Origin of the sequence: Streptococcus suis, assembly GCA_024583055.1 — a bacterium.
In the GTDB taxonomy this organism is placed as follows: domain Bacteria; phylum Bacillota; class Bacilli; order Lactobacillales; family Streptococcaceae; genus Streptococcus; species Streptococcus suis_V.
Genome location: CP102146.1, coordinates 1 through 26,193, shown reverse-complemented (window position 1 = coordinate 26,193; position 26,193 = coordinate 1). Strand labels below are relative to the sequence as shown.

Genomic DNA, 26,193 nt, shown 5'->3' with positions numbered 1-26,193 from the left:
TTCCAAAGTAGAATTTACAAAGGTTAATCAGGAGGAAACAGGATCATCGGACAAATAGTGTATAGAGACATTTTATTTGTATAAATAAGAATTCAAATTTATAAAAGTAGTACTGAGTTAGGAGGAAATAATGAGCAGCATAAGCAATCAATTTTCAAGTAATATAGAAAGTCTAAGATAAACATAAAAGCGTCTCAGAAGTCGTGATACGGATATAGGACGGCCAATCCACTTACACCATCAAATTGAAAAAAATAGGAACGTCAAGTCAGGGATTCCTGGTTCGGCGACAAACAAAAAAGCGTTTAAAACGTCGCTCAATAAACGTTTCGATATACCCAAATCGTTAACAAGTGGTCTTGCATCGTGGCAAGTATTTCGTCAGCGGTAAGGTAGTCACGGATAGCCTACCCAGTGCCTTTATCAAGGTATTAAAAAAATAGAAAGGAGTTTTGCTAATGAGTAATAAAGCAGAACAGAGGCGCGCAAAGCGCGCCAGGGCAAAAGCCCGTAAAAAAGAGAAAAAGTCCGAGCTTTTAATAAGCGAGGACGCTCGTAAGAAACATGTTCAAAAGATGGGACAAGAGATTATCACGGCCAAATTTGTAGCTGGAAAAGGGAAAAGTCGTCATCAAGGTAAGCAAGAAGATGATATTTTCAAATATATTACATCTGAGAAAGCTTTTCGGGACGTTTCAGCAACGTGGCGTAGATTTTCTGAGTTCGTGGCCAAACATAGTGATGGGACGGATTTAAATAGCTTAGAAGACATTCTGAAATACGTTGATTTTTATATCATGGATTTAATGATTCGAGGTCGAAAGGCAGATACGTTAACTACATATAAAGCTAATCTTGGAAAAGTTTTTGGTGTCTCTACCACGTATTTTATAGAAACTCCTAAACGTGAACGTCGTAATAAAACACGTTCACGTTTAGAGGTTAAAGTAGATCATAAAATCAGTAAAGAAAAGAATGATTTTTTCGACATCTTAGGAAGTGCTACGGGTTTGCGTAAGCGTGAGCTGGAGCGATTACGTGGCACAGATCTTATCGCTAAAAAAGCTAAGAATGGACTTTACTACGTGAATATCACGAGAGGTACAAAAGGAGGACGTACGAGAGTTTCTCCCATTATGGCAAAATCTGAGGAAGAATTGGAAAAGATTTTGGCAATGTTTAAAGTAGCGGGGCCAGGTGTCGTATGTAGTGGTAAATATGGAACGCATCGAATTCCAAAGAACCTAGATGAACATTCACGTAGGGCAGAATATGCTAAACGTGTCTATCTTCATTATGAACGCGATCTAGACAGATTACCACGCAAAGAAAAAACATTTCTACGTAAGGAATATGCAGGTTATGTCCTGGATAAGTTCGCTGAACAAAAAGCTACGGAATACCTGGGACATAATCGTAAAGATGAATTCCGTAAGTCGTATGTCTATCGTTTATTTGAGTAAGAAAAAGAAACAGGGTCATTTTAGATCCTGTTTCTTTTTCTTTCAAGTATTGTAAATCATAGAATTCTCAAGAGTGAATCAATATATTTATCCAGGAAATCGGTTAACCTGGGTCAGTATAGTTAGCCACGAAATTAAGTAACCTGGACTAGTATAGTTAGCCACGAAATTAAGTAATATGGACTAGTATAGTTAGCCACGAAATCGAGTAATATGGGCTAGTATAGTTATCCCTGAAATTAAGTAATATGGGCTAGTATAGTTATCCCTGAAATTAAGTAATATGGACTAGTATAGTTAGCCACGAAATCGAGTAATATGGACTAGTATAGTTAGCCATGAAATCGGGTAATATGGGCTAGTATAGTTAGCCACGAAATCGGGTAATATGGGCTAGTATAGTTAGCCACAAAATCGGGTAATATGGGCTAGTATAGTTAGCCACGAAATCGGTTAACCTGGGTCAGTATAGTTAGCCACGAAATTAAGTAACCTGGACTAGTATAGTTAGCCACGAAATCGAGTAATACGGGCTAGTATAGTTATCCCTGAAATTAAGTAATATGGACTAGTATAGTCATCCACGCAATTAAGTAACCTGGGCTAGTATAGTTAGCCACGGAATCGAGTAATATGGACTAGTATAGTTAGCCATGAAATCGGGTAATATGGGCTAGTATAGTTAGCCACGAAATCGGGTAATATGGGCTAGTATAGTTAGCCACAAAATCGGGTAATATGGGCTAGTATAGTTAGCCACAAAATCGGGTAATATGGGCTAGTATAGTTAGCCACAAAATCGGGTAATATGGGCTAGTATAGTTAGCCACGAAATCGGTTAACCTGGGTCAGTATAGTTAGCCACGAAATTAAGTAACCTGGACTAGTATAGTTAGCCACGAAATCGAGTAATACGGGCTAGTATAGTTATCCCTGAAATTAAGTAATATGGACTAGTATAGTCATCCACGCAATTAAGTAACCTGGGCTAGTATAGTTAGCCACGGAATCGAGTAATATGGACTAGTATAGTCAGCCATGAAACTAAGTAATATGGTCAGTGTATTAAACCATCATTTTTGGGGTATCATTTTTGGAAAGTATATGCCAAGCTCGTCATCTTTTTGAGGGGAAACCATTTGATAGTCTAGGTAAAATGTTAGAGAATTTTGGTTGTCATTATTACAGAAGTCTACTAACTCGTTTTTATAACTGTAATCGGAATATTTTAGATAGAAAGCAATCGCTTTATGGTATGGATAAGAGTAGTTAAATTTTTTAAGGTAACTCCATAGTTGTTTAGAGTTTAACTCATTTTTTGCTCGCAAAAATGCTTCTAAAATTTCTAAAGCACCACCGCTGTATCCTGGTCTAACAGTTGCATCAATCAAAGTACGTTCAATATTTGTAGTTCTTACAGGTTTGGAAAAGCCTACTACGTTTTTGAGAACAACACCAGTATTATTCGTGTTTTTAGAGTTTAGAACATGAACTTTGTAGGAAGTTTCATCATAGGTAAATGAATAGATCATATTTGTACGTCTCATTTTTTTAGAAAAAGCATAATCTATTCTTCCTTGAGAGATATTTTGCTCATTGTTAGAATAAAAATCTTTTTTTGATTGTTCTTTGTTAATATATATATCTTTAGGATTGTTGATGGTTAAGTCGTTAACAAAAAGTGCACTGTAGTGGGAAAGGAAAGATTTAGATAATAATGAAAGAGCTATTTCGTAAGGAGAAATTTGAACGTCAGTAGCAATATAACGAGTAACAGTCTCACCTTTATATTCATTTAGAATTTTTATCGGTTCAAATAAACCTAATTTATCGATAATGATATCGATAAATTTACTTACTGAAGCAGATTTTTTAAGTTTATTTGATTGTTTAAAATCATTTAAAATTTTTATGATTGATGTTCGATTCAGAATATTACCAAATTCTTTTCGAGCTTGTATTACTATTTCATCAGAGTATTTTACTAAGTTAGAAGCATCTTTGGTAATCTTTTTTTCTAAAAGGATATTTTGTATTTTTTCATCTGACAGTACCAATTTTAAACCTCCATATTTTAAAAAACAAGAACCTTAAGCTATGGTATATATACCATAGCTTAGATTATACTTTAACAAAAAAAATAAAAAAAGTCATTCGATAAGCTATGGTATATATACCATAGCTTATAGTTGAGAAATAATTTGTTTAATAGCAAATCAATGATAGAATAGATATAAGATATAAAAGGAGCAATAATATGACCCCAGATGAAATACGCAATACCATTTTAAAGGCGATTTACTCAGATACTGAACTAGTAGAAAATTTAGTTTTAAAGGGAGGAAATGCATTAAAACTACATAGAATAGTTGATAGGGAATCTCAAGATCTTGATTTTTCAATCAAAGAAACGATAAGGTTTACAAAAGAAAATGAAGGAGTAAAACTTCAGCAACTAATTACAGATGCATTCAGACAGAAAGGTTTCTTTGTCAATTCGTTCGAATTTGTTCCGAAGCCAAAGAATAGACATCGAGATTTGCCACCATTTTGGGGAGGATATAAAATATCATTTGCTTTACTTGACCAAGAAAAGTACCAGGATAAAATAAACTCTCAAGATTCTAGACAAATGAAAGAGTTGAATAAATACGCTCTATCTATCGAGGGTGGTGTAAAAAAAATTGAGATTGATTTAAGCTACGATGAGTATACAGAGCATAAAGAAGCATACGATTTAGATGGGACAACAATCTACTTGTACAGTCCCCTAATGATTGTCTATGAAAAGATTAGAGCCTCCTGTCAGCAATTGGAAGAATATCCATTAACGACCAACAAGACCAGAGCTAAAGATTTATATGATATTTTTAAAACATTAACCAATATAAATCAAGTGGAGTTGCGTTCAGAGGTACTGAATGAAGATAACTTTTATATTTTAGAGAATATCTTTCGTGTGAAAGAAGTTCCCTTGGAATTAATGACGAAATTGGACACAAAGAAAGATGACCTTGCTGCTGATTATGAACGTAAGGTGTTGCCTCAAATTCCGAATAAAGATCGAGAGGAATTTGAATATATTTTTGACTACAACCAGAGATTATTTAATGAACTATTTGAGAAGTATCAAAAATATAACGAGAGTAGATAGCATATTGTATTGCGATTGATTTGTTGAATGATAAATTTTTACGAAGAAGCCATTTTCGGTTTCTTTTTTTTTCTTTAATGGTAAAAAATGGTCGTTCATTACTAAATAAGGGCATTTCATGACAATAATAAAAAATTTAATAATATATTTTGTATACTGTACATGTAAACAAAACAACAAAGAATTTCAGAGAAAGGAGAAGCATATGGTTATTATTGGAGTATATCCGTGGTTATAGAAGTTTTTTAGATTTTAAATCTTATCATAAAAAATAACAAGCTAAATGTAGAATAATAAATTAAGGAGGAGAAATAATATGACTAAATTTGAAGAAATGAACAGTATGAATACTAACTTTGTAGCACTTACTGACCAGGAACTGATGGAGATGGAAGGTGGGAGCTGGCCTGGTGAAGCTCTAGTTATGGCGATTTTTGATATTGGTAAACAAACTGGACGAGCATTGAGAAAATTATTCTAATCTGGGAGCAGGATTATGAAGGAACTAAATGAATTTGTAAAAAATCAACCTATTGAAACAATCCTTTTAGTACTAGGTATTATTTATGCACCAGGAATTTTATTGGGAATGTTTGAGGTAGGGAAAGAAGTTGGACAAACATTAGCAACACTTTTGAAATAATTAGACAAGGAGAATAACATGACAGAATTTAATACACTTAATAAACAATTTACCGTTTTAAGCGAAGAAGAATTACTAGGAGTTGATGGAGGTATTGAACCAGTCACAGCTGGTTTGATCGTTTTGGGATTAGTATATGGATCAGGCGTATTTGTTGGATTTATGGGTGGATAATAGTACGTCAAATTATAATTTTTAAAGTAAAAGTAGCATTTTTCTGTATAGGGTGATGCTGCTTTTTTATTATTCGATTATAGAGAAATGCTTGAAGTTACGGATGAAAGAAAATTCTCAATACCGTTCTATAATTAGGCAGAGGTCTGTCATTTGTCATATTAGTTATCTTTATCGGGTCAGCCCCGATACCGTATGGGATACGGGTGCTTCCTAAAAGCTTCAACGCTTTTCTTTTTGGCTTTTGCGAGCTCAGTTATTGTGTCCACAATAACCTAAAATCTAATCACCAGCTGTTCCTCAACCTTACAGGTTTATCAACTGATGATAAGAAAATAGAGATAAGTAATTAGATGTTTGTGTTAATTAAGGAGAAGTCATGCGTTTTAAAAAGAAACATTATCGTCCCCAAGTAGATACAAGAGATTGCGGCGTAGCAGCTCTAGCAGAGGTACTGAATGAAGATAACTTTTATATTTTAGAGAATATCTTTCGTGTGAAAGAAGTTCCCTTGGAATTAATGACGAAATTGGACACAAAGAAAGATGACCTTGCTGCTGACTATGAACGTAAGGTATTGCCTCAAATTTCGAACCAAGATCGAGAGGAATTTGAATATATTTTTGACTACAATCAGAGACTGTTTAATGAACTATTTGAGAAGTATCAAAAATATGACGAGAGTAGATAGCATATTGTATTGCGATTGTTTTTTGAAGGATAAGTTTTTACGAAGAAGCCTTTTAGGTTTCTTTTTTTCTTGAATGGCAAAAAATGGTCGTTCATTACTAAATAAGGGCATTTCATGACAATAACAAAAAATTTAATAATATATTTTGTATACTGTACATGTAAACAAAACAACACACAATATCAGAGAGAGGAGAAATATATGATTAATATTACTGGAGTATATCCGTGGTTATGGAAGTTTTTTAAATTTTAAATCTGATCATAAAAAATAACAAGCTAAATGTAGAATAATAAATTAAAGGAGAAAATATATGACAAAATTTGAAACAATGGACAATATGAACGTAGACTTTGTAGCACTTTCTGAATCAGAAATGATGGAAACAGATGGTGGACTTGTAATTACTGGACCAGCAATAGTTGGTGGACTTATTGTAGTTGGATTTGGTGGACTTGGTTTGTACCTGGGATCAAAATAGGAGGCTTAAGATGAATAATTTCGTAGATATGAAGCAAGAAGAACTAGAAAATATTAACGGTGGCTTTGTAGTCACAGGAACAATGACTTATACAGGTGTAAAATTGGCTAGCGCTTCATTCGCTCTAGGGTATGCGATTGGTCAAGCAATTAAAAATAGCAAGTAAAGAGGTATGGTATGACTAAATTAATAGACATTGATATGACTAAATTAATGGACATTTTAATGTTCTCTAGCCTAAGTTGTAGTTCCATGTATTTTTTAGGGGCTTATTTATCAGGGAAATCGTTTGATAATCCATTGACATTTGTGATGTTATCTGGAGCTGTTGCAGGAGTATTACATTTATTGGATAGGGTATAAGAAGTATTCTGTCACTAATGATTAGGAACTTATTTTTAGAGGGATTTTTTGTAAATTTTCTCAAAATACAGATGCCGTGGAATATTAAATCAAGGTTCTAAAAGGAGAAACTTATACATGAAGACACTAACTCAAAAAGAATTGGTTAAAACGACAGGAGGAAGCATTATCGGTCTCATCGGAAAGGGGCAGACTCTTAGATCGCCACGCATTTACCTCCCTGGTCCCGTGAAACCAAAATTAGAAGTTATGTAGAAAGTAGAAAAAACAATGAAAAAATTTCAAGAGCTAAGTAAAACTGACTTAAAGAATACCAATGGAGGAATCATTCTTGGTCCAGTAATTTTTACTCCCAAAATTGCCAAATGGTTGACAGGATTTTTTAAATAGCAAAGCACAAAAAAGCAAAGGAGAAGATGAATATGACTAATATGACTAATATGACTAATTTTAAAGTAATTGACAACACTAATTTTATGGCACTTTCTGAAGCAGAAATGATGGAAACAGAAGGTGGCTTTGTAGTCACAGGAACAATGATTTATACAGGTGTAAAATTGGCTAGCGCTTCATTCGCTCTAGGGTATGCGATTGGTCAAGCAATTAAAAATAGCAAGTAAAGAGGTATAGTATGACTAATTTTGAAGTAATTGACAAGACTAATTTTGTAGCACTTTCTGAAGTAGAAATGATGGAAACAGAAGGTGGTTTTGCAACTGGGTTAGGAATCGCTATTGGTACGGTTGCAGTGTACTGCATCGGATATATGATTGGTAAAAATAAATAATTAAAGTATTATATGGAATTTTTAAAGAGAAAAACAACATAACTGAAGAAGCCATTTTCGGTTTCTTTTTTTTTCTTTAATGGTAAAAAATGGTCGTTCATTACTAAATAAGGGCATTTCATTACAATAACAAAAAATTTAATAATATATTTTGTATACTGTACATGTAAACAAAATAACACACAACATCAGAGAAAGGAGAAATATATGATTAATATTACTGGAGTATATCCGTGGTTATGGAAGTTCTTTAGATTTTAAATCTTATCATAAAAAATAACAATCTAGATGTAGATTAATAAATTAAAGGAGAAAATATATGACTAAATTTGAAACAATGGATAAAATGAATACAAACTTTGGAGCACTAACAGAAGAAGAATTGATGAATGTTGATGGAGGTCTATTACCTGTTGTTGTAGGTGGAGTTGTGGTTGGCTGGAAAGTAGCTGCTGGGGTTACTGCAGCAGTTATTGCAGGAGGTGTAGCAATTGGAGCTGCTGCAGGTTATTATGCAAATCGTCCTTAAAGGTGTATTGAATTATGAAGTATTTACCTGAAGTTGTAATATTTAGTGCCGCTTTATTACATTTTACTTCACTGGTTGTCAGTGATGTTTTAGGAATAAAACTACCTAGTGTATTGACGGCGCCGTATGTGCCTTTTATTATATTGTTAGCATTATTGATGCTTGTATTATACAAAGACTGGAAAGAAGGATAGGATATGAATAAATTTAATACATTGTGTGATGACGAACTCGTTATGATTGAAGGGGGATTAGATCCGTTCACAGTGACTATGGGCTTAGGAACATTATTTTTAGCTGCTGCGAGTGGAGGATATGCTTTTGGGAAAGATTTGGCAAATCGCCAACGAAGAAAATAGCAGCTTCAACAGTAGGCACAAGAATTGATGGAGGAAGGAAGTATTACTCTAGCTGTAGCAGCAAGTATTATTGCTGGTTCTGCATTTACTGGTTTGAGTGAAGTAGAAAAAAACAGACCTACTCTTTTACTCTATTGCCATCAGAAAGAGAGATGTTGAGAATTCTTGCCACTAAGACAGACATTAAAGTTTCCGATTCCTAATATTTAGGGAGTTTAATTCGTTCAGCCTATGATAAAAATTTAAAAGATTAGCAGTAAAAAGATCAGAAATGATCTTTTTTTGTAACAAAAGGATGGTATTTTGTAGTTACTGGAAAATAAATACTATTTATTACTGAATATAGACTGTTAATGACAATTTGATTTTTTTCGATTTCGGATGAGGTATACTTTCCTTGTAAAGAAAAAATAATAAAACAAGGAGGTAAGCTAATGAAAAAAGTATTGACTCTCAAAGAACTTGAAAAGATTGATGGAGGTAGCTTGAAATCTTTGGCTGTTCGAAATCCTAGAATCGGTCTTCTAACACCGGTTAAACCTAAGATGGAAGTCATGTAATTATAGCAGAAAGGAGTTGTAGTGATGAAAAAATTTGAGCAATTAATAAAACAAGTAACTATGCAAAATGAAATTTCAAATAATATTGCAGAAGTAATTATTTCAGCATCATCGTTTATTGGATTACTCATTGGAGTTGCTCTAGGACTAAGTGTTTTAAGATAAATAATAAGAAGAGGTAAAAAAATGGAAAATATTAAAAAATTTGAAGAAGTTTCAACCGAAGAACTTACAAGTGTTGAAGGTGGTGTAGGTGTTTTGGAGGTTATCGGTTGGTCGTTATTGGCTGCTGGTGGCTCAGGATTGGTTGGATATGGTTTAGCACGAACCTTTGGTTAATAATAAAAAAATAGACAAATTATCTATTTTTTTATTATTTTCTGTTTAAATGCTATTGCTAACTATTATAAACATTTATAATTTGTAAAAATTATATAAGGTGTATCGGAGAGAGATTTATATGGCTGAATTAAAAAACAATGTGAAGAGATTTCGTGTAAGAAAAGCTTTTACTCAGGAACAATTGGCCTCCAAAGTCAATTGCTCTCGACAATTAATAAGTTCAATTGAGAGAGGCAAGATGGTTCCGTCTGTTTTGATAGCTTTAAAAATGGCTAAAATATTAGAAGTTTGTGTAGATGATATTTTTACTTTCTGAATAATGATTTGATCTAGTAATGTAGTTTATTAGATTTCTAAAATGGTACCATATCAAAATACAATTTGCGAAAAAATCGAAATCGTTGTATAATGGTTTTAGTTAAAATCAAAGAAAATAAAAAAGACTAGCCCAGAAAAATGTCGCCAAACATTTTTCTAGGAGCCTCGTTGATAGCCAACCCTATCAAGCGAAACTACTTCTAGTACAATTTTTTATTAATTTCATTATACCACAAAATTGTGTAAAATGAAATGACTTAATAAAGTGTACTAAGATTTCTCAAAAAAATCAAGTAGTTGAGTAAAAAAAGTGGAAGGTATCGACGAAAAGTTGATACCTTTTTATATTTTTCTAAGAAAGGAGGAGAGATGAATATCAATATTGAAAAGATTCATCAAATGATTTTAAAAGATGGACTAAGACAATTCAAATTTAAAAATAGTAAGCATGAAAATACTCCTTTCGAGGAACAAAAGGGAGCTATTTTTGGGTATCGTAGTAAAAAGAATATGATTGCCGGAAGAGGGATTGTTCTCACTTCTCTGGAGGCTGTTGAGGATAATCAAACTGTTTTTACTCATTGGACACCGAATGTCTATCGATACGGGACATATTCGCAAAAGAACCCTCGTATTACAAAGGGGCATAGTGAGAATAATCTTCGCCAAATTAACGCTTTCTATATTGATTTTGACTTAAAAAATCAGTCAGATAATATCAATTTCAGCGACATTCTAGTATCATCTTTAGATTTAGGCTTCATGCCAACTTTAATTTTAAAAACAGAAAATGGTTATCAAGCCTATTTCATCTTAAAGGATGCTGCTTATGTAACAGCTGCTACTGAATTCAAAGTTGTAAATGTTGCAAAGATGATTTCTCAGAATATCAGAAATCACTTTATCAAGGATTTGCCAGTTGATATGACGTGCAATCACTTTGGTATCGCACGTATTCCTCGTGAAGATAACATAGAGTACTTTGATCAAAATAATGTCTATACCTTTGCTGAGTGGTTCAGCTGGTCCATGCAGCAAGATGATTTAACGTACTCTAAGAAACCTAATCTTCTTGTACTATCAGGAACTGAAGGTCAGAAACAAATTGACGAGCCCTGGTATCGTCTTCTTAAGAATACCTCGAAAATTCGTGGGGAAAAGGCTATTATGGGTCGCAATAACGTTATTTTTACGTTAGCTTTGGCCAACTACGCTTCAGGAGTTGCTTATAGTGACTGTATGGAAGAACTCAGTGATTATAATGCTGAGTTAGAAGTGCCTTTGAAGAAAAATGAACTCAAAAAGACAGTAGCAAGTGCTTATTCTGGAAGATATGAAGCTGCTAACAGAGATTTTATCAAAATTTTATGTCAAACTTGGGTTAGCTCTGATTTGACAACAAAAGATTTATTCATTCGTCAAGGATGGTATAAGTTCAAGAAGTCACGTGATCAACGTCAACGCAGTCACTTTTCAGAATGGAGAGAAGATTTTTGGAACTATATCAAGGAAAAAACAAACTCAGATAGTCCATATCTGAGAGTGAAAAAGAAAGAAATTACAGCTGCAATTGGTATTCCAGAACGTTCTCTAGATTATGTTTTAAAGACACTGCAGTCAGAAGGGAAGATTCTATATTCATTTAAACGTGGTCGCCAAGGAGGGCTTATACTTGCTTCTATTTCGAATATCGCTCTCTCATTGATTAGTATGAATAAGAAAGCAAGAGAAGCGTATTATACCGCTTTATCACATCTTCTAGGAGTAAGTAAGAGTATTCTAATCAAACTATTAAAACGAGCGATTAAGGAGCTTATAATGCCCCTTTCAAGCACACTATTTGAACTTGATACGGGATAAGAAATAAAACACGCAAACTGCCATTACATTATATCTATGATAGCTGTCTCGGATAGGGTAGGACAATAGGGTATAGTTTAAATGTCATTAATGGTTAGTTCTATTTAGTATGGTTATTTTTAGGACAGTAGGGTTAGGCATAAGTATGAGTAGGATTGGTTATATTAGAATTAGTAGTAAGGATCAGAATTTAGATAGGCAAGTAGAAAATCTTTCTGATGTATTTAAGGTATTTTCTGATAAGCTTAGTGGAAAGGATAAGAATAGACCTGGTTTAGAAGCATTATTGTCTTTTATTAGAGAAGGAGATATTGTTGTTGTTTCTGAGTTAGATCGATTAGGGAGAAATAATAAAGAGTTAACAGAAGTAATATCTATGATTCATTCAAAAGGGGCTACTCTTGAGATTTTAAGTTTTCCTTCTTTGGTTGGAATTAAAGATGATAATTTAAGAAGGTTATTGAATAATTTAATAATTGAGATTTATAAGTATCAAGCGGAAGCTGAGAGGGTTAGGCTTTTGGAGAGACAACGTCAGGGGATTGAGATTGCCAAAAAGAAAGGCAAGTATAAAGGGAGAAAACCTTTGTTTACTAGTGCAAGTCCTCAATTGCAGCATGCTTTTGAATTGTTTAAATCAGGCTGTTCTGATAGGGATATAGAAGATTTAGTGGGAATTAATGCGAGAACATTCAGAAGATATAGAGAAAAATTTGGAATAAAAAGAACAACATAATATAATGCAATGTATCATATTATGTTGTTTAAGAGATGTTTTTGTTTAGAAAGTCAATGCAATTATAAATGTCTTCTTTGAGATTATTGTTACAGTCAATGATTTCCAGGAAGTTAATGTGTGAGCGGAATAGTTGTAGGTAGTTGATATTTTTAGAAATGAGGATAATGTGACCGAATCGATCATTTTTTCTAATATTTTTTGCTACTTCTAGCTCTTGTTCATTTAAACATATGTCTTCATTTATGATAAAATATGTGTTAGATTGATGAGTTGGAGGAGCTTTGAAACTTTGTAGTATTTTGAAGGCTATTCTCGGATATCTATTTTTCAGATAGTCACTGATGATTTTGGTAATTTGTAAATTTTTGTTTTGTTGTTCAATAATATAAAACATAATTCCTCCTTTCTTTATTTTTATTATATCAGTTAGTGATGATAAATTTTATTAAGATAATGAAAAGTTAATATTATATAATGAGTGGCAATAAATGGTCATTGATGACAGATAATGTACAGTTCATGATTTTTTGGGAAATTAAGAGTTGATTTTTGATAAGATACTTCTAAAAGAGGAGGTAATCTTATGAATTTTTTAATTATTAATAAAGATGATATTTCAATGAAACTGTTTCTTGAGGATATATTTTATATTAGTTCAGATACAACCAAGCCGCATATGTTAAAGGCTGTTACAGAGTCTGGTGTTTTTGAATTTTATGGTACCTTGAAAGATTTAGAAGATAAGTTAAAATTGAACTTTTTTAGGTGTCATCGTAAATTCCTTGTCAATATTGATAAAATTCAAGGACTAAATTTATCAGAACGTCTAATAGTATTTACAAATGATGGTGTTGGGACTATTTCTTTTTCAAGATACAAACAGAAGGAATTAAATAAACTATGGAGAAGAGGTTAATCTATGCTTAATATTTTTGTATTAGAAGATGATTTTTTTCAGCAGAGCAGGCTAGAAAATGCTATTAGGCAGTGTGTTGAAGAAACGTCAGTAAGATATAAATTCCTAGAAGTTTTTGGTAAACCAAATCAATTATTGGAATCAATTGAAGAAGCAGGCAATCACCAATTTTTCTTTTTAGATATTGAAATAAAAGGCGAAGAAAAGAAGGGAATGGAAATTGCTAAAGAAATCCGTGCTCGCGATCCCTATGCTGTTATTGTCTTTGTAACAACTCACTCAGAATTTATGCCGGTAACGTATCGTTATCGAGTCTCTGCTTTAGATTTTATAGATAAAGGCCTAGAGGATAGTGACTTTCAAAAGGCAGTATCAGATGTGTTAGTGCATGCTTTTGAAAATATTGATCATACTATAGCTGAAAATTCTTTTGTATACAAAACTGAAACTGCTCATATTCAAGTCCCTTTTAGTGATATTCTTTATTTTGAAACATCATCAACGATTCATAAAGTCATTTTAAAAACGAAAACAGGTCAGACTGAATTTTACGGGAAAGTATCCGATATAGCGAAAGCTGACGAACGACTTTACCAAGCACATCGTTCTTGTGTAGTGAATCCATTAAATATAACAAGATTGGACAGAACAAATCACATTGCCTATTTTGAGAATGGAGATTCTTGTTTTGTTTCTCGGATGAAGCAGAAGGAGCTTGCAGATTTACTGGAGATTGACTGATGAATATTTTTATATCTCCATTTTACGACACTGTATTCTTTATTGACATGCTGATTCGTTTGATGATTCTTCAACAAATTAGCGGTTTATTTTTAAGCAAGAAGAAAAAATGTTTTATAGCTTCTTGCTTAACTGTCTGTCAAATAATTCTTTATGATATTTACTTACTATTAGAACCATTTTCTTTTCTGATTGTTATACCATTTTTTAAAACAAATTGGAATAGAACTCAAAAAATATTTTATGGATTATTACCATTTGTGATAGGGGATATGTTTCAACGTATCATCAGCCTTTATTTACGTTTTATTTTTGATGTAGATATTGTATATGCAAATGCTAGTGTTATGTTTGAAATCTTATTGTCTATTTTATTAATTCCTTTTTATTATGGATTTTTCAAGGGATTACGAATAGAATCGAAATATCTTCAAGTTGATACTTTGGACAAAAAATTTAGCGGTATATTTTTGGGATTAAATATTCTATTTATTACTTATTTTCTTTTAATAAGAGGTAATTTATTTTTGGAAGTATTGATGGATAAAGGAATAGTGGATATTAAGATAGATACTTATTTTATTAGAACTAATATACTACTATTATACTTTATTCTATTTACAGTTAGTATGTTGTATTTAAACTATCAGAAGAAAGAAAAGCAAGAAAAAGAAATCCAGGAATTGAAGGACAAACAATTAGCTGATTTAGGTCGTTATAGCCGTCATGTTGAATCACTTTATAAAGAAATTCGAAGTTTCCGACATGACTATACAAATATTCTCGTTAGTTTGAATGAGGCTATAAAAGAGGGAGACATTGTTGCGATTCGAACGATTTATAGTGAGGTTATTGCAGATTCTGATAGAAAATTCTATGATGGAAAATATGATATAGCTAGATTATCCAATATACAAAATCCTGCAGTGAAGAGTTTACTATCATCTAAGATGTTGGAGGCACAAAAAAAGGGGATTGCAATTTCTGTGGAAGTAGATGCTGAAATTGAACCACCTGCTTTAGAGTTGATTGAATTTATAACGATTCTGTCTATTTTATTAGATAATGCTATCGATGCTGCAGAGCAGTGTACAAATGGAAATATTGTATTTGCCTACTTCCAGGAATATGACCGAAAAATTGTGGTTGTAGAAAATACTACTGTCGAGGATAAAGTATTAACAAGTCATATTTTTGAATATGGTCATTCTACAAAAGGAGATAATCGAGGAATTGGCTTGGCCAATGTAAAAGCTATTTTAGATAACTATCCTAAATTTTCTATATCAACGAACAGTAGCAATCATCGATTTGTTCAGGAGTTGGTGTTTTTAGAATAATAAAAAGCTCATTAGAGCTTTTTACTATTCTAATTTCTTCTATTTTGACGATTTCTAGGAAACAGGATATTTTCCCAAAAATCTGAACGATTTCCACCAATAGTATTCTTGAGTTCAGAAGTTGAAAGTGGGCAATACATTGTAAGGTTATCAGATCTATTCATTTGTTAATCTCCTTTTGGTTATTTTATATCTGTGATTTTATTTATAGTCTTATTATAAAGGATTTTTAGTGAAAACGCACACATAAGTAATGAATGGTCGTTATTTTGTAATGAATGACCATTTTTTAAATTTTATAAAGAAAAAAACAATATATTGTATCATATTATAAAATAATATGATACAATATATTAGAGGTGATTTACATGAAGATAATAACAATTAATATCAATAAAGGTGGTACAGGTAAGTCTACTTTTTCTTATAACTTTTCTAAGTGGTTATCATCTATAAAACATAAAAAGGTTCTTCTAATAGATGGGGACTCATCATGCAATTTGACTTATTCTTTTAAAGAATTAGGGATAAGTTCTATTTATGATGTCTTTAAAGGAGGAGCTTTTGAGATACACCCTGTAGATGAAAAACTAGACTTTATCAAAGGTTCAGAATTTTTAACTGATGAGGATTTGGAACTTAGGAAGAAACAAAATAATTGCCTGATTCTTTTTATGTGGTTTGCGGATAACATTGATGCGTTAAGTAAATATGATTACGTTGTTATAGATACTCATAACGATGCTAGCTTGGTCACATCGAACTTTATAGCAGTGGCGGATGCTGTGATTGGGGTATCAGAGCCTTCTAGAAACGGTTATCGTGCCTGGTTAGAACTTCAAGAAACCATTAGTCGTCTTAAGTCTGAGGTTGTCGACATTATGACCAGGAAATCCTATATTCAAGCTGTTCCGTATCTGATTGGAAATAAAATAGAGCATATCGGTAGTAGCTCACGAGAGTTTCTTGATATTATTGCTGATGATCCAGGATTGTTAGGAGTAATTCCTAAAAAAGAATTACTTGCAAAGAGCTTACTGAGCGACAAGAGTATATTTGAACTTCAGGATGAAATGTCAGATACTGAAAAGAGACGTCATAAGAACTTTTATGAACATATTGAAGAAGTCTTTGAAAAAATCATTCATACTATATAAGGAGAAGTAATCATGACAAATAAATTTTCAAATTTTCAAAAAGCTAGAGAGGAAGTTTCCGTAAAAAAAGGAATGGTAGTATCAGAAAGTCAAGAACTGAAGAAGACTTATTCTTTTACTTTATTACCTTCAGAACGTCAAATGCTTAAGGAATTGGCAGAGTCATCCCCTATCCGTGTGTCAGATTCACAGTTTCTTTCAAGCTTAATTAGAGATTATTATCTCAACAGAAAATAACCCAAAAATTCAGCTTACTTTAGCTGGATTTTTTCTTTAACGGTAAAAATGGTTATTCATTACTAAAAAACGACAGTTCATTACTTCGATGAAAAATCTCGATACTAATTTTGTATACTGTACATGTAAAGAAAACAATAATAATGTAAAAAGAAAGGAGGAAAGTAGTATGAAAAAGTTGAATAAAAAAGAACTTCAAAATATTACAGGTGGAAGTGTGTTTGGAATGGTCAAGAATTCTATTCGTAAACCTATAATTTATCTTCCTGGCGGTCCGCCAAAGGTCAAATTAGAAGTTATGTAAAGTAAAATAAAAATATACAAAAGGAGGTATTTGTTATGAATACAATGACATTTGATACTGATGCGTTTGTGATGCTTACTCAAGAAGAACTGATGGAAATTGAGGCCGGTGCAAATTGGGATAGGGTTTTTGGTGGTGCTTCAGTTTATTTAGGAGCAACAATGGCTGTTGCAATGGCCACCAGTCCTATTGGTTGGGCAGCTGGAGCTGCTTACCTAGCGACATGTGCTGCTTCAGGGGCTTACATTGGATATGGATTAGCAACATAATTCAATATATTTCTAAAAGAAAACTTAAAATTTGAGGTGAGAAAAGTGAGAAAAAAAACTTCATTTATCATTTGTTCGACAGTTATAATCATCACAAATATTCTTATGATGACATTGTTTTACAATGGGGAAGAAATTGGAACGAATCTGTTTGTTATTGGGATTACTTTATTTTTATTTCCGTTTTTCTTATCGGCAGTTGATGCCAATAAGATCTCAGCCATTAGATTAGAATCATCTGCGCTGATAGTAATGGCAACTTTATCATTGTTGCGTCTTGTAAACCGTATTGATACGATGCCTGTTATGGTAAATACTATAATGGTACTTGTGGTTTTAGGAACCGGAAGTATGCTACTTGTTGCATCAATAACAAGGATTTTTCAAGGTTATAAAAAATAGTTCAGATTGAATAATTGATTGTGGAGTATCTTTAACCCATTTTAGATTAAATTTGTTGGTTCTCGTCACATTTTCAAAACCTTGTTTTCTTTTATTTGATATTACGTGAAATATTGAAACCTATTTGCTCTCATATTTTACATAATGAACTTTTTCCTATGATATTTAGCACTTTTGTCATGAGTTCATCAAATAGACTTGTTTGGGAACTTAGTGAGCCTGTTTTTAAAGCAATTTACGACGGAAATCTAATGTTGTAGATCGAAGAAATGTTGCTATTTATATCATCAATCATTATTCTTTAATAATGTTTCGGATAAGGTAAGGAGCTGTGTTGCTTAAGACACGGCTTTTTAATATGAACATATTGAAGAAGTATTTGAGAATATTATTAAAATTGTGTAAGGAGAATAAACCATGACCAATAAATTTACGGATTTTCAAAAAGCTAGAGAAGAAGTTTCTTCTAATGAACGAGAGTTTAGGAGCTCTGACACTCCAGAGCTAAAAAAACATATTCTTTCACTCTTTTACCTTCAGAGCGCCAAATGTTAAAAGAATTAGCTGCTTCTTCTCCTATTCGAGTATCGGATTCTCAATTTCTTTCAAGTCTGATTAGAGAATATTATTCAAATTGAAAATAAGAAAAATCCAGTTAATAGCTGGATTTTTTGTCACGAACGGTAAAAAATGTCTATTCATTACTGAAAAACGACAGTTCATTACTTCGATGAAAAAACTCGATACTAATTTTGTATACTATACATGTAAACAAAACAACACAGAAAAATAAAAAACAGTTAGGAGTAAAGAGAATATGATTTTTTGGGAATTAATTTTAAAACAACTAAAAAACACATGGTATCTTTAAATGAAAAGGAGAACACTTATGAAAAAAATGACAGATCTAGAACTTCAAAATATTACAGGTGGAAGTATTTTAGGCTTGGTGAGTTTTGTAGGAAATACTATTCGTCGCCCTAGGATTTATCTTCCAGGAGAACCAGTAAAGCCTAAAGTAGCTATTATGTAGGAGGAATCAGATGAATAAATTTAAAACTTTAAGTCAATCAGAACTTAAAAATACAAATGGTGGGAGCATTTTAATTCCATTACCAGTCACTTGGTCGAAGAAGATTGCAGAATGGCTTATTAAAACATTGAAATAAATTTTAAAAAATAAATAAAGAAGGTGGGTGATGGATATGTCGCATATGTTATATCTTTTAAAGGTTGCGTTTTTACCAACAGTGATTATTTTCATTTAAAATCTAGAACAAATCATAAAAAATTAATGCATAGCTCATAATTTAGAACAAAATAATACATAAAGGAGAAAATAATATGACTAAATTTGAAACAATGGATAATATGAATACGAACTTTGTAGCACTTTCAGAATATGAATTACTCAATTGTGAGGGGGGAGTCGGAATTTTTGAAGATATTGGTCGATTTGTAAGCGGAACATGGAATGTTCTTTATCAGACAGGTCGTGATTTTGGTCGTAGTATCGTAAATGCAGCAATTAAATAAGGTAGGAGAAATTATCTATGAAAGAACTTAATAAATTTCAAACAATTGATAAAAATGAATTACAAGAAGTACAAGGCGGAGGTATAGTTTTTGGGGTAGTTGCTTTGATTTCATCTCCGTTTATTTTAGGAGCTATTGCTGGTGGAGCTGACGAGTATGCACGTAAGAAAGGACATCGATAAAATGTTAAATGAAGTAATTAATTTTGTTCAAGATCATAAGACTGTTATATTTACAGCAGTGGTTGTTATTCTCTTATGTACCGTTTACCCTCAATTTTTTAAAGCAGTATATGATACGGGGAATGATTTTGGTAGAAGTATTGTAAATGCACTTATCAAATGATTATAAATGCAGAAAAGGCTGAATCTCAGCTTTTTTCTGTTGTGTCATTTTCAAATCAGTAGAAATAGTGTATGATAATAGATATGTAAACCAAGAGGAGGTTATATGCGTTTTAAGAAGAAACATTATCGTGCTCAAGTAGATACTAGGGACTGCGGTGTTGCCTCTCTGGCAATGGTTTTTGGTTTCTATGGGTCATATTATTCGTTGGCTACTTTGCGTGAGTTGGCGAAGACTACGCAAGAGGGAACAACAGCTTTTGGATTGGTCAAAGTTGCTGAAGGTGAAGGATTTGAAACTCGAGCAATCCGTGCAGATATGACTCTTTTTGATGAGGACATCATCTATCCTTTTATTGCTCATGTAGTCAAAAATGGGAATTTGATGCACTATTACGTGGTAACAGGCTGTGATAAGAAATCAATTCATATCGCTGACCCAGATCCAACTGTGAAACTGAAGAAAATGCCACGTGAGCAGTTTGAAGAGGAATGGACAGGAGTTTCAATTTTCATCGCTCCAACTCCGAGCTATAAGGTTCACAAAGAAAAGAAAGATAGCTTATTGTCTTTTGTCCCTATCCTTGCTAGACAGAAGGGACTGATATTAAATATTGTCATTGCCACTCTTATAGTGACTATAATCAATATTGTTGGTTCATACTATCTACAATCGATTATAGATACCTATATTCCTGAACAGGTAAAAAATACTCTAAGCATTGTGTCAGTTGGATTAGTTATCGTCTATATTCTTCAACAACTGATTTCTTATGCTCAAGAGTACTTATTATTGGTCCTGGGGCAGAGATTATCAATTGATGTTATTTTGTCTTATATCAAGCATGTTTTTCACTTGCCGATGTCTTTCTTTGCAACAAGAAGAACAGGGGAAATCGTTTCACGTTTCACTGATGCTAATTCAATCATCGATGCTTTAGCAAGTACGATTTTATCGGTTTTCTTAGATGTTTCGATTATCATCATTGTTTCAATTGTTTTGTTTTCTCAAAACATTAACCTATTTTTCATTAGCTTACTTGCATTGCCAATCTATACCGTGATTATCCTATCTTTCATGAAACCATTTGAAAGAATGAATCAAGAAACAATGGAATCTAATGCGGTCCTATCATCTTCAATCATTGAAGACATTAACGGTATTGAGACAATCAAGTCCTTAACAAGTGAACGACAACGTTATCAAAAGATTGATAAGGAATTTGTCGATTATTTGAAGAAGTCATTTGCTTACGGTAGAGCTGAGAGTATTCAGAAAACGCTAAAAAAATTGGCTCAGTTATTGTTGAATGTTGCGGTATTATGGATGGGAGCAAATCTTGTTATGGATAATAAGATGACTTTGGGGCAGCTTATTACCTATAACTCTCTATTGGTTTACTTCACAAACCCTCTGGAAAATATTATTAACCTTCAGACGAAGTTACAAACTGCTAAAGTTGCTAATAACCGCCTAAATGAAGTATACCTGGTAAAATCTGAGTTTGAAGAACAAAAAACAGTTCATGATTTGAGTCATTTCAAAGGGAATCTAACCTTCAACAGTGTCAGCTATAAGTATGGATATGGTAGAGATGTTCTTAGTGACATTAATCTCACATTGAAAGCAGGTAGTAAGGTGTCATTTGTAGGCATTTCAGGTTCAGGAAAAACTACATTAGCCAAGATGCTTGTTAACTTCTTTAGTCCATCAAAGGGAGAGATTTTATTAGATGATGTGAACCTAGAAGACATTAACAAAGAAAGTCTTCGAAGATATATCAATTATCTACCACAACAGCCGTATGTTTTTAATGGTACTATCCTGGATAATCTTTTGCTAGGAGCAAAAGAGGGAACGACTCAGGAAGATATTTTTAGAGCTGTTCAAATCGCAGAAATCAAGTCCGATATAGAATCTATGCCATTGAACTATCAAACAGAATTAACGTCAGATGGTGTTGGTATTTCAGGCGGTCAGCGTCAGAGGATTGCCTTGGCTAGAGCCTTATTGACGGATTCTCCAGTATTGATTTTGGATGAGGCAACCAGTAGCTTAGATGTATTGACTGAGAAGAAAATCATAGATAATCTTATGCAATTAGATAAGACATTGATTTTCATTGCTCATAGATTAACAATTTCTGAGAGAACGGAGCATATCGTTGTCCTGGATAAAGGCAAAATTATTGAAGAAGGAGCTCATCAAGATTTGCTTCAGAAACAAGGATTTTATGCTCATTTAGTAAATAGTTAGGAGGGAATCATGTACGAAGAATTACTAGAAAGTTCGGAATTTTATCAAAAACGGTATCATAATTTTTCAAGCAAATTGATCCTTCCAGTATTTGCTTTGATGGTTTTCTTGGTTGTATTTTTGGCATTCTTTAAAAAAGAAATCACTCTTAAAAGTGCTGCTACTGTAGAGCCAGTAAAAGTATTAGCCCAGGTTCAATCAACCAGCAGTAACAAGATTATTTTAAATTCACTGAAGGAAAATCTCGTAGTTAATATTGGTGATGTCTTGATCAAGTACGATTCTACAAATGAGACGTTGCAACAAGATAACTCTGAAGATCAGTTGAGTTTACTGCAAAAACAAAAAGAGCAGCTTGAGCTATTAAAATTGAGCTATGAGACAACTACTAGTCAGTTTCCAGAAACAGATACATTTGGTTACTATCGTAGGTTTGAGGATTACTTGAATCAACGACAAACACTAGAAAGTAGTGTTTCACAACAGAATGGAACAATTGCTTCACAGAACGCAGCATCAACGAATACTCAAAATACAATTGGTAGCTTAATCAATGAACTATCAGGTAAAATATCTGATTATCAAGCGTTAAAGAGTGCTATTTCAACAGGAACATCAATTGATAGTACGAACCAAGGGTATTCATTGTATACTACCTATATTTCACAATCTGGGACATTAACGAGTGATATTGAAAAGGATACTCTAAAGAATCAAACGATTACTCAGATTGATTCACAAATCCAGCAATTTCAGTCAGAATTATCTAGTTATCAAATCCAATATTCTAGTGCTGGTGTTCAGCAATCCTACAATTCTAGCTTAGATAGCCAACTTTCTTCTCTACAATCTCAAAAAATTTCAGAAGCAAGTCAAGAACTAACAGCTCTGGAACAAAAAATTAATGAGTTGGAGAATGGATTGGAGGTCCAAAATAATACTCTTTCAGATACTGAAATTGTGTCTACTGTTGCTGGAATTGTTCATATGAACAATGAGGTCCTTAATGCAGAATTGATTCCAGAAGGAACATTGATTGCTCAAATATATCCAATTATTGCAGATGAGAAGAAAGTTTTGATTGAGACTTATATTCCTTCTAGTGATATTTCCAGCCTTAAAGTAGGAGACAAGATTAAGTTTAAAACCCAGGATTCATCCAATAAAGAACTAACTCTTATTTCAAAAATCTCAAGTATAGATAGTAATGCCACTAAGACAGAAACAGGCAGCTACTTTAAGGTTGTTTCAGAGGTAAAACTTTCGGATAAGGAAACCCAGGTTCTGAAATATGGTACATCTGGAGAAATCGTTGTAGTAACTGGAGAGAAAACATATTTGGACTATTATCTGGATAAATTTTTAAATTAAATAACACAGGAAGAAATCGAATTTGTAGATTTGGTTTCTTTTTTGTCGCCAATGGTAAAAAACGGCTGTTCATTACTAAATAATGCCATTTCATGACTTGAACGAAAAAATAGGAAACATTCTTGTATACTAAACTTATCAAGGTTGCAACTAGATAATATAAAAAAGAAAAATATAAAAAGGAGGTATTCAAATGAATACAAATGCAATGGAACGATTTGAGACACTTAACCTTGACATGCTTGCAGCCGTTGAAGGTGGAAATGTATGTGCTTGGGGAGTTGGAGGTGGTGCCGCAACTGGTTTTGGGACTGGTTTATTAGCTGTGGCTGCAATGACTAATCCAGTAGGATGGGTTGCTATTGCTGGAGTAGGTGCCCTAACATTAGGAGGAGGTCTAACTGGTGCAGCTACCTTCTGCCGTTAAAATAATAATTTCATTCATCGGTATCGTACTTTACTTATTAGGGATAATCTGGTTGTTTAACCTAGGATTATCGAGTGAATTGAGATTTATTTTGTTTGTATCTTCAAGCTTGCCAATTCTTTTAGTTTTCTTGATAGAGTTTATTAAGAAAAATTCTAAATAGTTTGTTACCTATTTTTATGATATGAGGATGAATTTGCTATAAAAATAGTTAGTTTGATAATGTATTAGGGTTTAAAAGAAAAAAACTAAAGCACTCCCAGGGGTTAGATATTAATTTAATGCCAGGAGTGCTTTTCTTATTGACTAATTGAACTACATAAGGGATTAGATTTTGGGTCTTAGGGTTCCCTCTAACAAATAAAATATAACGAAAAAGCGTCTGCTTCGTTAATTTTATCGTAAGTGGGTACCCACTTACTGTGCTTGCTACCTTATTCGATATTAGATTTATTTTATTGAAAAATGGTCATTCATTACAAAATAACGACAGTTCATGACTTAGATGATGAAATAGCTATATTATTTTTATATACTGTACATGTAAAGAAAATAAATATTTTAAATAAAGGAGAACATAATGAAACAGTTTAAAAAGTTAGATGAAAAAACACTTGTCAATACAGTTGGTGGCGGAAGCAGGGAAGAAGATTTTAATGCAGGTCGCAACTTTGTACGTATTATCAAATATTTTTTTGGAGGACGTTAGAATGATGAATAATACAACTAAATTTAAAGAATTGAATACTGATACATTAAAAAATATTAATGGAGGTGGGGTAGGTGACTTTATTCAAGGAGTTATCTATGAGATTTTTAATTCGGCGAAACCTAAAAAACGTAAGTAAATACTAAGAAATTATGAACTACAACTGGGGATAGAGCTAAGCGAGGAGATTCGAAGTGAAGAAAAATTTATTTAAGACATTATTGTTAAGTACAGCTATATTTGCTATGATTGGGACAAACACAGTTTTAGCAGAGGAAAATGAGGAGAATAGCCAAACTTCAAACTCCTCAGTAGCCGTGGTAGAATCCACGGTACCTAGCTCTGAAGAAAATGTTGAAGTAACAGCTAAAAAGGTGGTTTCTGTGGGAGATGCTGATGATTCTACGGCAGTTGCTGAACCAGCTAATAGTGAGGTTACAGAAGAAGAACCTGCGGAAATTACATCTGAAGAATATGCTGTAAATGTGGCAGATTTCCAAAAAATTAGTATTGAAGATGTTCGACAGACATTTACCGAAGATGGTCTGGAACATACAATTTATTTCGGTCGTGAGACATGTTATTACTGCCGTCAATTTTCTCCAGAATTAAAGGAATTAAATCAACTTATTGATAATAAGTTGGAGTATTATGATACAGATGGTGCAGATTTTGATGATTCAGCCAAAGAATTTTTATTTCAAACAGTAGGTATTCCAGGAACACCAACGGTTATTTATGTTAAAAATGGCCAACTAGTTTCAGGTTGGGTTGGCGGAGGAGTGACAGCTAAACAACTTTATGATCACTTGTATCTTGGTCAATCTTCTGCTCAACAGCCAGAAGGTATACAAGGAGCTGACAATTCGGAAGAACAAGCTGTACAGCCTGATGTAGAGGAAAAAGTAGAAGAGAAGTTGGAATCTGAAAAAGTAATTGTGGAGAGTGAGAAGCAGCCTGAACCGACAGTAACAACAGTTTCTAATTCAACACTTACAGACATTTCAGCTAATTTGACAGTCGCTGAACTTGAGAAACAAAACGAAACCACTACAGTTGCAACTGCTCAAACTAAGAATAGTGAGGTTGTAGTTCAAGCATCGTCTAATCCGGTGCAAATGGTTGCAACTGAAAAAGTAGAGCAGACTAAGTTGCATATTATTCCTGACACCAGTCGCTCAACTGATACTGTTAAAACAGCGAAAACTTTGCCAAATACAGGTGATACGGTTTCTTTGACTCTTTTCCGCCTGGGTGTAGTACTGCTTATGTTTTCACTAGGAGTTGTTTTTAAAGTGTTAAAAACTCATCAGGAGAAGTAGTTTATAAGAGTAGTATATTGGGGAATATCAAAAATGGTTTGGAGATCCATTTTTGATATAGCGAGTTTCGGTGAGCATTCGTCTGTGCGGTTTGCAGACGTCGGCACGAAGTGTCGAGACCAGGAGAAAATCAAAACGATTGAGTTTTGTATTTTCGGGCAGTATGCCAGCGTGTTTAGCGCAATCAAAGGGTGCGCTAAACACGCAAACCTAGAATTTTGCGATTATCTCAGAGGAGGTCACGGTTTTTTAATCGTGATTTTTTTGATTTTAAAAATATGGCAGACTATTAGTATGAAATATTGAATGACTAGAGCGTAAATAAATAGGAGGAAACGGGTGTTAAAATATATCAATCACGCAGGACGTTAATCAATATTAAAGTTATAAGGGAATTT

At 33.1% G+C, this 26,193-nt stretch carries 42 protein-coding genes; 39 read left to right on the top strand and 3 right to left on the bottom strand.

Annotation, left to right across the window (positions count from 1 at the left end; all coding sequences use genetic code 11):
• Nucleotides 1-458: 458 nt before the first annotated feature.
• A complete protein-coding gene (locus NQZ91_11065) occupies nt 459-1,463 on the top strand; it encodes a hypothetical protein (GenBank protein UUM58886.1) in 1,005 nt (334 codons plus the stop codon).
• A gap of 1,073 nt (nt 1,464-2,536) precedes the next feature.
• Here NQZ91_11065 and NQZ91_11060 read toward each other — a convergent pair.
• The gene (locus tag NQZ91_11060) at nt 2,537-3,520 is read right to left on the bottom strand and encodes a hypothetical protein (protein UUM58885.1); all 984 of its coding nucleotides are present in this window, start codon (nt 3,518-3,520) and stop codon (nt 2,537-2,539) included.
• Nucleotides 3,521-3,720: 200 nt separating this feature from the next.
• Here NQZ91_11060 and NQZ91_11055 point away from each other — a divergent pair, with 200 nt between their 5' ends.
• From NQZ91_11055 to NQZ91_10965, 19 genes are all read left to right on the top strand, one after another.
• Nucleotides 3,721-4,617, top strand: a complete 897-nt coding sequence (locus tag NQZ91_11055; protein ID UUM58884.1) for a nucleotidyl transferase AbiEii/AbiGii toxin family protein — start codon at nt 3,721-3,723, stop codon at nt 4,615-4,617.
• 316 nt (nt 4,618-4,933) lie between these two features.
• On the top strand, nt 4,934-5,098 hold the full coding sequence (locus tag NQZ91_11050; GenBank protein ID UUM58883.1) for a hypothetical protein: 165 nt from the start codon (nt 4,934-4,936) through the stop codon (nt 5,096-5,098).
• Nucleotides 5,099-5,113: 15 nt separating this feature from the next.
• The gene (locus tag NQZ91_11045; protein UUM58882.1) at nt 5,114-5,260 is read left to right on the top strand and encodes a hypothetical protein; all 147 of its coding nucleotides are present in this window, start codon (nt 5,114-5,116) and stop codon (nt 5,258-5,260) included.
• An 18-nt stretch (nt 5,261-5,278) separates the two neighbouring features.
• Nucleotides 5,279-5,434 carry a class IIb bacteriocin, lactobin A/cerein 7B family gene (locus tag NQZ91_11040; GenBank protein ID UUM58881.1) on the top strand — a complete coding sequence of 52 codons (156 nt, stop codon included), beginning with the start codon at nt 5,279-5,281 and terminating at the stop codon, nt 5,432-5,434.
• A 379-nt stretch (nt 5,435-5,813) separates the two neighbouring features.
• Nucleotides 5,814-6,125: a hypothetical protein gene (locus NQZ91_11035; protein UUM58880.1), complete on the top strand. Its 312-nt coding sequence runs from the start codon at nt 5,814-5,816 to the stop codon at nt 6,123-6,125.
• A gap of 313 nt (nt 6,126-6,438) precedes the next feature.
• The gene (locus NQZ91_11030; GenBank protein ID UUM58879.1) at nt 6,439-6,606 is read left to right on the top strand and encodes a class IIb bacteriocin, lactobin A/cerein 7B family; all 168 of its coding nucleotides are present in this window, start codon (nt 6,439-6,441) and stop codon (nt 6,604-6,606) included.
• Between the two features lie 10 nt (nt 6,607-6,616).
• Nucleotides 6,617-6,772, top strand: coding sequence for a class IIb bacteriocin, lactobin A/cerein 7B family (locus tag NQZ91_11025; protein ID UUM58878.1), 156 nt, complete (start codon nt 6,617-6,619; stop codon nt 6,770-6,772).
• 11 nt (nt 6,773-6,783) lie between these two features.
• Nucleotides 6,784-6,969: a hypothetical protein gene (locus NQZ91_11020; GenBank protein ID UUM58877.1), complete on the top strand. Its 186-nt coding sequence runs from the start codon at nt 6,784-6,786 to the stop codon at nt 6,967-6,969.
• Nucleotides 6,970-7,086: 117 nt separating this feature from the next.
• On the top strand, nt 7,087-7,224 hold the full coding sequence (locus tag NQZ91_11015) for a hypothetical protein (GenBank protein ID UUM58876.1): 138 nt from the start codon (nt 7,087-7,089) through the stop codon (nt 7,222-7,224).
• Between the two features lie 167 nt (nt 7,225-7,391).
• Nucleotides 7,392-7,589 carry a hypothetical protein gene (locus tag NQZ91_11010; GenBank protein ID UUM58875.1) on the top strand — a complete coding sequence of 66 codons (198 nt, stop codon included), beginning with the start codon at nt 7,392-7,394 and terminating at the stop codon, nt 7,587-7,589.
• An 11-nt stretch (nt 7,590-7,600) separates the two neighbouring features.
• Entirely contained in the window at nt 7,601-7,756 is a 156-nt protein-coding gene (locus NQZ91_11005) for a class IIb bacteriocin, lactobin A/cerein 7B family (GenBank protein ID UUM58874.1), read from the top strand.
• A gap of 319 nt (nt 7,757-8,075) precedes the next feature.
• The gene (locus tag NQZ91_11000; protein ID UUM58873.1) at nt 8,076-8,285 is read left to right on the top strand and encodes a class IIb bacteriocin, lactobin A/cerein 7B family; all 210 of its coding nucleotides are present in this window, start codon (nt 8,076-8,078) and stop codon (nt 8,283-8,285) included.
• A 197-nt stretch (nt 8,286-8,482) separates the two neighbouring features.
• Complete coding sequence (locus NQZ91_10995; protein ID UUM58872.1) at nt 8,483-8,644, top strand: class IIb bacteriocin, lactobin A/cerein 7B family; 162 nt, start codon at nt 8,483-8,485, stop codon at nt 8,642-8,644.
• A 434-nt stretch (nt 8,645-9,078) separates the two neighbouring features.
• Nucleotides 9,079-9,204 (top strand): hypothetical protein, encoded by a 126-nt coding sequence (locus NQZ91_10990; GenBank protein UUM58871.1) that lies wholly within the window; start codon nt 9,079-9,081, stop codon nt 9,202-9,204.
• Between the two features lie 24 nt (nt 9,205-9,228).
• Nucleotides 9,229-9,369: a hypothetical protein gene (locus tag NQZ91_10985; GenBank protein ID UUM58870.1), complete on the top strand. Its 141-nt coding sequence runs from the start codon at nt 9,229-9,231 to the stop codon at nt 9,367-9,369.
• A 21-nt stretch (nt 9,370-9,390) separates the two neighbouring features.
• Entirely contained in the window at nt 9,391-9,543 is a 153-nt protein-coding gene (locus NQZ91_10980) for a class IIb bacteriocin, lactobin A/cerein 7B family (protein ID UUM58869.1), read from the top strand.
• Nucleotides 9,544-9,664: 121 nt separating this feature from the next.
• Nucleotides 9,665-9,862: a helix-turn-helix transcriptional regulator gene (locus NQZ91_10975; GenBank protein UUM58868.1), complete on the top strand. Its 198-nt coding sequence runs from the start codon at nt 9,665-9,667 to the stop codon at nt 9,860-9,862.
• Between the two features lie 371 nt (nt 9,863-10,233).
• On the top strand, nt 10,234-11,724 hold the full coding sequence (locus NQZ91_10970; protein UUM58867.1) for a primase C-terminal domain-containing protein: 1,491 nt from the start codon (nt 10,234-10,236) through the stop codon (nt 11,722-11,724).
• Nucleotides 11,725-11,869: 145 nt separating this feature from the next.
• Nucleotides 11,870-12,460, top strand: coding sequence for a recombinase family protein (locus NQZ91_10965; protein UUM58866.1), 591 nt, complete (start codon nt 11,870-11,872; stop codon nt 12,458-12,460).
• A 28-nt stretch (nt 12,461-12,488) separates the two neighbouring features.
• Here the strand turns inward: NQZ91_10965 and NQZ91_10960 are convergent, their stop codons facing one another.
• Nucleotides 12,489-12,857: a hypothetical protein gene (locus tag NQZ91_10960; protein ID UUM58865.1), complete on the bottom strand. Its 369-nt coding sequence runs from the start codon at nt 12,855-12,857 to the stop codon at nt 12,489-12,491.
• 189 nt (nt 12,858-13,046) lie between these two features.
• Between NQZ91_10960 and NQZ91_10955 the strand changes: the two genes are divergently transcribed.
• Genes NQZ91_10955 through NQZ91_10945 form a run of 3 tightly spaced genes read left to right on the top strand, consistent with a single transcriptional unit; the run spans nt 13,047 to nt 15,460 of the window.
• Nucleotides 13,047-13,379: a LytTR family transcriptional regulator DNA-binding domain-containing protein gene (locus tag NQZ91_10955; GenBank protein UUM58906.1), complete on the top strand. Its 333-nt coding sequence runs from the start codon at nt 13,047-13,049 to the stop codon at nt 13,377-13,379.
• Between the two features lie 3 nt (nt 13,380-13,382).
• Nucleotides 13,383-14,120, top strand: coding sequence for a response regulator transcription factor (locus NQZ91_10950; GenBank protein ID UUM58905.1), 738 nt, complete (start codon nt 13,383-13,385; stop codon nt 14,118-14,120).
• Complete coding sequence (locus NQZ91_10945; protein ID UUM58904.1) at nt 14,120-15,460, top strand: GHKL domain-containing protein; 1,341 nt, start codon at nt 14,120-14,122, stop codon at nt 15,458-15,460. The genes NQZ91_10950 and NQZ91_10945 overlap by 1 nt, the downstream gene beginning before the upstream one ends.
• Nucleotides 15,461-15,489: 29 nt before the next feature.
• Here NQZ91_10945 and NQZ91_10940 read toward each other — a convergent pair whose 3' ends face one another.
• On the bottom strand, nt 15,490-15,624 hold the full coding sequence (locus tag NQZ91_10940; protein UUM58903.1) for a hypothetical protein: 135 nt from the start codon (nt 15,622-15,624) through the stop codon (nt 15,490-15,492).
• 204 nt (nt 15,625-15,828) lie between these two features.
• Between NQZ91_10940 and NQZ91_10935 the strand changes: the two genes are divergently transcribed.
• The 16 genes from NQZ91_10935 (at nt 15,829) to NQZ91_10860 (ending at nt 25,795) form a co-directional block, all read left to right on the top strand.
• Complete coding sequence (locus NQZ91_10935; protein ID UUM58902.1) at nt 15,829-16,617, top strand: ParA family protein; 789 nt, start codon at nt 15,829-15,831, stop codon at nt 16,615-16,617.
• Between the two features lie 12 nt (nt 16,618-16,629).
• The gene (locus tag NQZ91_10930; protein ID UUM58901.1) at nt 16,630-16,854 is read left to right on the top strand and encodes a hypothetical protein; all 225 of its coding nucleotides are present in this window, start codon (nt 16,630-16,632) and stop codon (nt 16,852-16,854) included.
• 169 nt (nt 16,855-17,023) lie between these two features.
• Nucleotides 17,024-17,158: a bacteriocin gene (locus NQZ91_10925; GenBank protein UUM58900.1), complete on the top strand. Its 135-nt coding sequence runs from the start codon at nt 17,024-17,026 to the stop codon at nt 17,156-17,158.
• 35 nt (nt 17,159-17,193) lie between these two features.
• Complete coding sequence (locus NQZ91_10920; protein UUM58899.1) at nt 17,194-17,427, top strand: bacteriocin-type signal sequence; 234 nt, start codon at nt 17,194-17,196, stop codon at nt 17,425-17,427.
• A gap of 105 nt (nt 17,428-17,532) precedes the next feature.
• Entirely contained in the window at nt 17,533-17,829 is a 297-nt protein-coding gene (locus tag NQZ91_10915) for a hypothetical protein (protein UUM58898.1), read from the top strand.
• A gap of 417 nt (nt 17,830-18,246) precedes the next feature.
• Complete coding sequence (locus tag NQZ91_10910) at nt 18,247-18,384, top strand: hypothetical protein (protein UUM58897.1); 138 nt, start codon at nt 18,247-18,249, stop codon at nt 18,382-18,384.
• Between the two features lie 334 nt (nt 18,385-18,718).
• Nucleotides 18,719-18,862: a bacteriocin gene (locus NQZ91_10905; GenBank protein ID UUM58896.1), complete on the top strand. Its 144-nt coding sequence runs from the start codon at nt 18,719-18,721 to the stop codon at nt 18,860-18,862.
• 10 nt (nt 18,863-18,872) lie between these two features.
• On the top strand, nt 18,873-18,998 hold the full coding sequence (locus tag NQZ91_10900) for a bacteriocin (protein ID UUM58895.1): 126 nt from the start codon (nt 18,873-18,875) through the stop codon (nt 18,996-18,998).
• Between the two features lie 175 nt (nt 18,999-19,173).
• Nucleotides 19,174-19,365 (top strand): alcohol dehydrogenase, encoded by a 192-nt coding sequence (locus NQZ91_10895; protein UUM58894.1) that lies wholly within the window; start codon nt 19,174-19,176, stop codon nt 19,363-19,365.
• A gap of 17 nt (nt 19,366-19,382) precedes the next feature.
• On the top strand, nt 19,383-19,547 hold the full coding sequence (locus NQZ91_10890) for a class IIb bacteriocin, lactobin A/cerein 7B family (GenBank protein UUM58893.1): 165 nt from the start codon (nt 19,383-19,385) through the stop codon (nt 19,545-19,547).
• Between the two features lie 268 nt (nt 19,548-19,815).
• Nucleotides 19,816-21,966 (top strand): peptide cleavage/export ABC transporter ComA, encoded by a 2,151-nt coding sequence (gene comA / locus NQZ91_10885; GenBank protein ID UUM58892.1) that lies wholly within the window; start codon nt 19,816-19,818, stop codon nt 21,964-21,966.
• A 9-nt stretch (nt 21,967-21,975) separates the two neighbouring features.
• On the top strand, nt 21,976-23,337 hold the full coding sequence (locus NQZ91_10880) for a bacteriocin secretion accessory protein (GenBank protein UUM58891.1): 1,362 nt from the start codon (nt 21,976-21,978) through the stop codon (nt 23,335-23,337).
• Between the two features lie 193 nt (nt 23,338-23,530).
• Nucleotides 23,531-23,764 (top strand): Blp family class II bacteriocin, encoded by a 234-nt coding sequence (locus NQZ91_10875; protein ID UUM58890.1) that lies wholly within the window; start codon nt 23,531-23,533, stop codon nt 23,762-23,764.
• A 580-nt stretch (nt 23,765-24,344) separates the two neighbouring features.
• Nucleotides 24,345-24,473, top strand: a complete 129-nt coding sequence (locus NQZ91_10870; GenBank protein ID UUM58889.1) for a hypothetical protein — start codon at nt 24,345-24,347, stop codon at nt 24,471-24,473.
• Between the two features lies 1 nt (nt 24,474).
• Nucleotides 24,475-24,612 (top strand): bacteriocin, encoded by a 138-nt coding sequence (locus tag NQZ91_10865; protein ID UUM58888.1) that lies wholly within the window; start codon nt 24,475-24,477, stop codon nt 24,610-24,612.
• 55 nt (nt 24,613-24,667) lie between these two features.
• Complete coding sequence (locus NQZ91_10860) at nt 24,668-25,795, top strand: thioredoxin family protein (protein UUM58887.1); 1,128 nt, start codon at nt 24,668-24,670, stop codon at nt 25,793-25,795.
• The last annotated feature ends 398 nt before the right edge of the window (nt 25,796-26,193 follow it).

Bases quoted from the DNA above. Each gene is read 5' to 3' on its own strand.
- NQZ91_11065 (UUM58886.1), top strand. From the start codon at position 459: ATGAGTAATAAAGCAGAACAGAGGCGCGCAAAGCGCGCCAGGGCAAAA.
- NQZ91_11055 (UUM58884.1), top strand. From the start codon at position 3,721: ATGACCCCAGATGAAATACGCAATACCATTTTAAAGGCGATTTACTCA.
- NQZ91_11050 (UUM58883.1), top strand. From the start codon at position 4,934: ATGACTAAATTTGAAGAAATGAACAGTATGAATACTAACTTTGTAGCA.
- NQZ91_11045 (UUM58882.1), top strand. From the start codon at position 5,114: ATGAAGGAACTAAATGAATTTGTAAAAAATCAACCTATTGAAACAATC.
- NQZ91_11040 (UUM58881.1), top strand. From the start codon at position 5,279: ATGACAGAATTTAATACACTTAATAAACAATTTACCGTTTTAAGCGAA.
- NQZ91_11035 (UUM58880.1), top strand. From the start codon at position 5,814: ATGCGTTTTAAAAAGAAACATTATCGTCCCCAAGTAGATACAAGAGAT.
- NQZ91_11030 (UUM58879.1), top strand. From the start codon at position 6,439: ATGACAAAATTTGAAACAATGGACAATATGAACGTAGACTTTGTAGCA.
- NQZ91_11025 (UUM58878.1), top strand. From the start codon at position 6,617: ATGAATAATTTCGTAGATATGAAGCAAGAAGAACTAGAAAATATTAAC.
- NQZ91_11020 (UUM58877.1), top strand. From the start codon at position 6,784: ATGACTAAATTAATAGACATTGATATGACTAAATTAATGGACATTTTA.
- NQZ91_11015 (UUM58876.1), top strand. From the start codon at position 7,087: ATGAAGACACTAACTCAAAAAGAATTGGTTAAAACGACAGGAGGAAGC.
- NQZ91_11010 (UUM58875.1), top strand. From the start codon at position 7,392: ATGACTAATATGACTAATATGACTAATTTTAAAGTAATTGACAACACT.
- NQZ91_11005 (UUM58874.1), top strand. From the start codon at position 7,601: ATGACTAATTTTGAAGTAATTGACAAGACTAATTTTGTAGCACTTTCT.
- NQZ91_11000 (UUM58873.1), top strand. From the start codon at position 8,076: ATGACTAAATTTGAAACAATGGATAAAATGAATACAAACTTTGGAGCA.
- NQZ91_10995 (UUM58872.1), top strand. From the start codon at position 8,483: ATGAATAAATTTAATACATTGTGTGATGACGAACTCGTTATGATTGAA.
- NQZ91_10990 (UUM58871.1), top strand. From the start codon at position 9,079: ATGAAAAAAGTATTGACTCTCAAAGAACTTGAAAAGATTGATGGAGGT.
- NQZ91_10985 (UUM58870.1), top strand. From the start codon at position 9,229: ATGAAAAAATTTGAGCAATTAATAAAACAAGTAACTATGCAAAATGAA.
- NQZ91_10980 (UUM58869.1), top strand. From the start codon at position 9,391: ATGGAAAATATTAAAAAATTTGAAGAAGTTTCAACCGAAGAACTTACA.
- NQZ91_10975 (UUM58868.1), top strand. From the start codon at position 9,665: ATGGCTGAATTAAAAAACAATGTGAAGAGATTTCGTGTAAGAAAAGCT.
- NQZ91_10970 (UUM58867.1), top strand. From the start codon at position 10,234: ATGAATATCAATATTGAAAAGATTCATCAAATGATTTTAAAAGATGGA.
- NQZ91_10965 (UUM58866.1), top strand. From the start codon at position 11,870: ATGAGTAGGATTGGTTATATTAGAATTAGTAGTAAGGATCAGAATTTA.
- NQZ91_10960 (UUM58865.1), bottom strand. From the start codon at position 12,857: ATGTTTTATATTATTGAACAACAAAACAAAAATTTACAAATTACCAAA.
- NQZ91_10955 (UUM58906.1), top strand. From the start codon at position 13,047: ATGAATTTTTTAATTATTAATAAAGATGATATTTCAATGAAACTGTTT.
- NQZ91_10950 (UUM58905.1), top strand. From the start codon at position 13,383: ATGCTTAATATTTTTGTATTAGAAGATGATTTTTTTCAGCAGAGCAGG.
- NQZ91_10945 (UUM58904.1), top strand. From the start codon at position 14,120: ATGAATATTTTTATATCTCCATTTTACGACACTGTATTCTTTATTGAC.
- NQZ91_10940 (UUM58903.1), bottom strand. From the start codon at position 15,624: ATGAATAGATCTGATAACCTTACAATGTATTGCCCACTTTCAACTTCT.
- NQZ91_10935 (UUM58902.1), top strand. From the start codon at position 15,829: ATGAAGATAATAACAATTAATATCAATAAAGGTGGTACAGGTAAGTCT.
- NQZ91_10930 (UUM58901.1), top strand. From the start codon at position 16,630: ATGACAAATAAATTTTCAAATTTTCAAAAAGCTAGAGAGGAAGTTTCC.
- NQZ91_10925 (UUM58900.1), top strand. From the start codon at position 17,024: ATGAAAAAGTTGAATAAAAAAGAACTTCAAAATATTACAGGTGGAAGT.
- NQZ91_10920 (UUM58899.1), top strand. From the start codon at position 17,194: ATGAATACAATGACATTTGATACTGATGCGTTTGTGATGCTTACTCAA.
- NQZ91_10915 (UUM58898.1), top strand. From the start codon at position 17,533: ATGATGACATTGTTTTACAATGGGGAAGAAATTGGAACGAATCTGTTT.
- NQZ91_10910 (UUM58897.1), top strand. From the start codon at position 18,247: ATGACCAATAAATTTACGGATTTTCAAAAAGCTAGAGAAGAAGTTTCT.
- NQZ91_10905 (UUM58896.1), top strand. From the start codon at position 18,719: ATGAAAAAAATGACAGATCTAGAACTTCAAAATATTACAGGTGGAAGT.
- NQZ91_10900 (UUM58895.1), top strand. From the start codon at position 18,873: ATGAATAAATTTAAAACTTTAAGTCAATCAGAACTTAAAAATACAAAT.
- NQZ91_10895 (UUM58894.1), top strand. From the start codon at position 19,174: ATGACTAAATTTGAAACAATGGATAATATGAATACGAACTTTGTAGCA.
- NQZ91_10890 (UUM58893.1), top strand. From the start codon at position 19,383: ATGAAAGAACTTAATAAATTTCAAACAATTGATAAAAATGAATTACAA.
- comA (UUM58892.1), top strand. From the start codon at position 19,816: ATGCGTTTTAAGAAGAAACATTATCGTGCTCAAGTAGATACTAGGGAC.
- NQZ91_10880 (UUM58891.1), top strand. From the start codon at position 21,976: ATGTACGAAGAATTACTAGAAAGTTCGGAATTTTATCAAAAACGGTAT.
- NQZ91_10875 (UUM58890.1), top strand. From the start codon at position 23,531: ATGAATACAAATGCAATGGAACGATTTGAGACACTTAACCTTGACATG.
- NQZ91_10870 (UUM58889.1), top strand. From the start codon at position 24,345: ATGAAACAGTTTAAAAAGTTAGATGAAAAAACACTTGTCAATACAGTT.
- NQZ91_10865 (UUM58888.1), top strand. From the start codon at position 24,475: ATGATGAATAATACAACTAAATTTAAAGAATTGAATACTGATACATTA.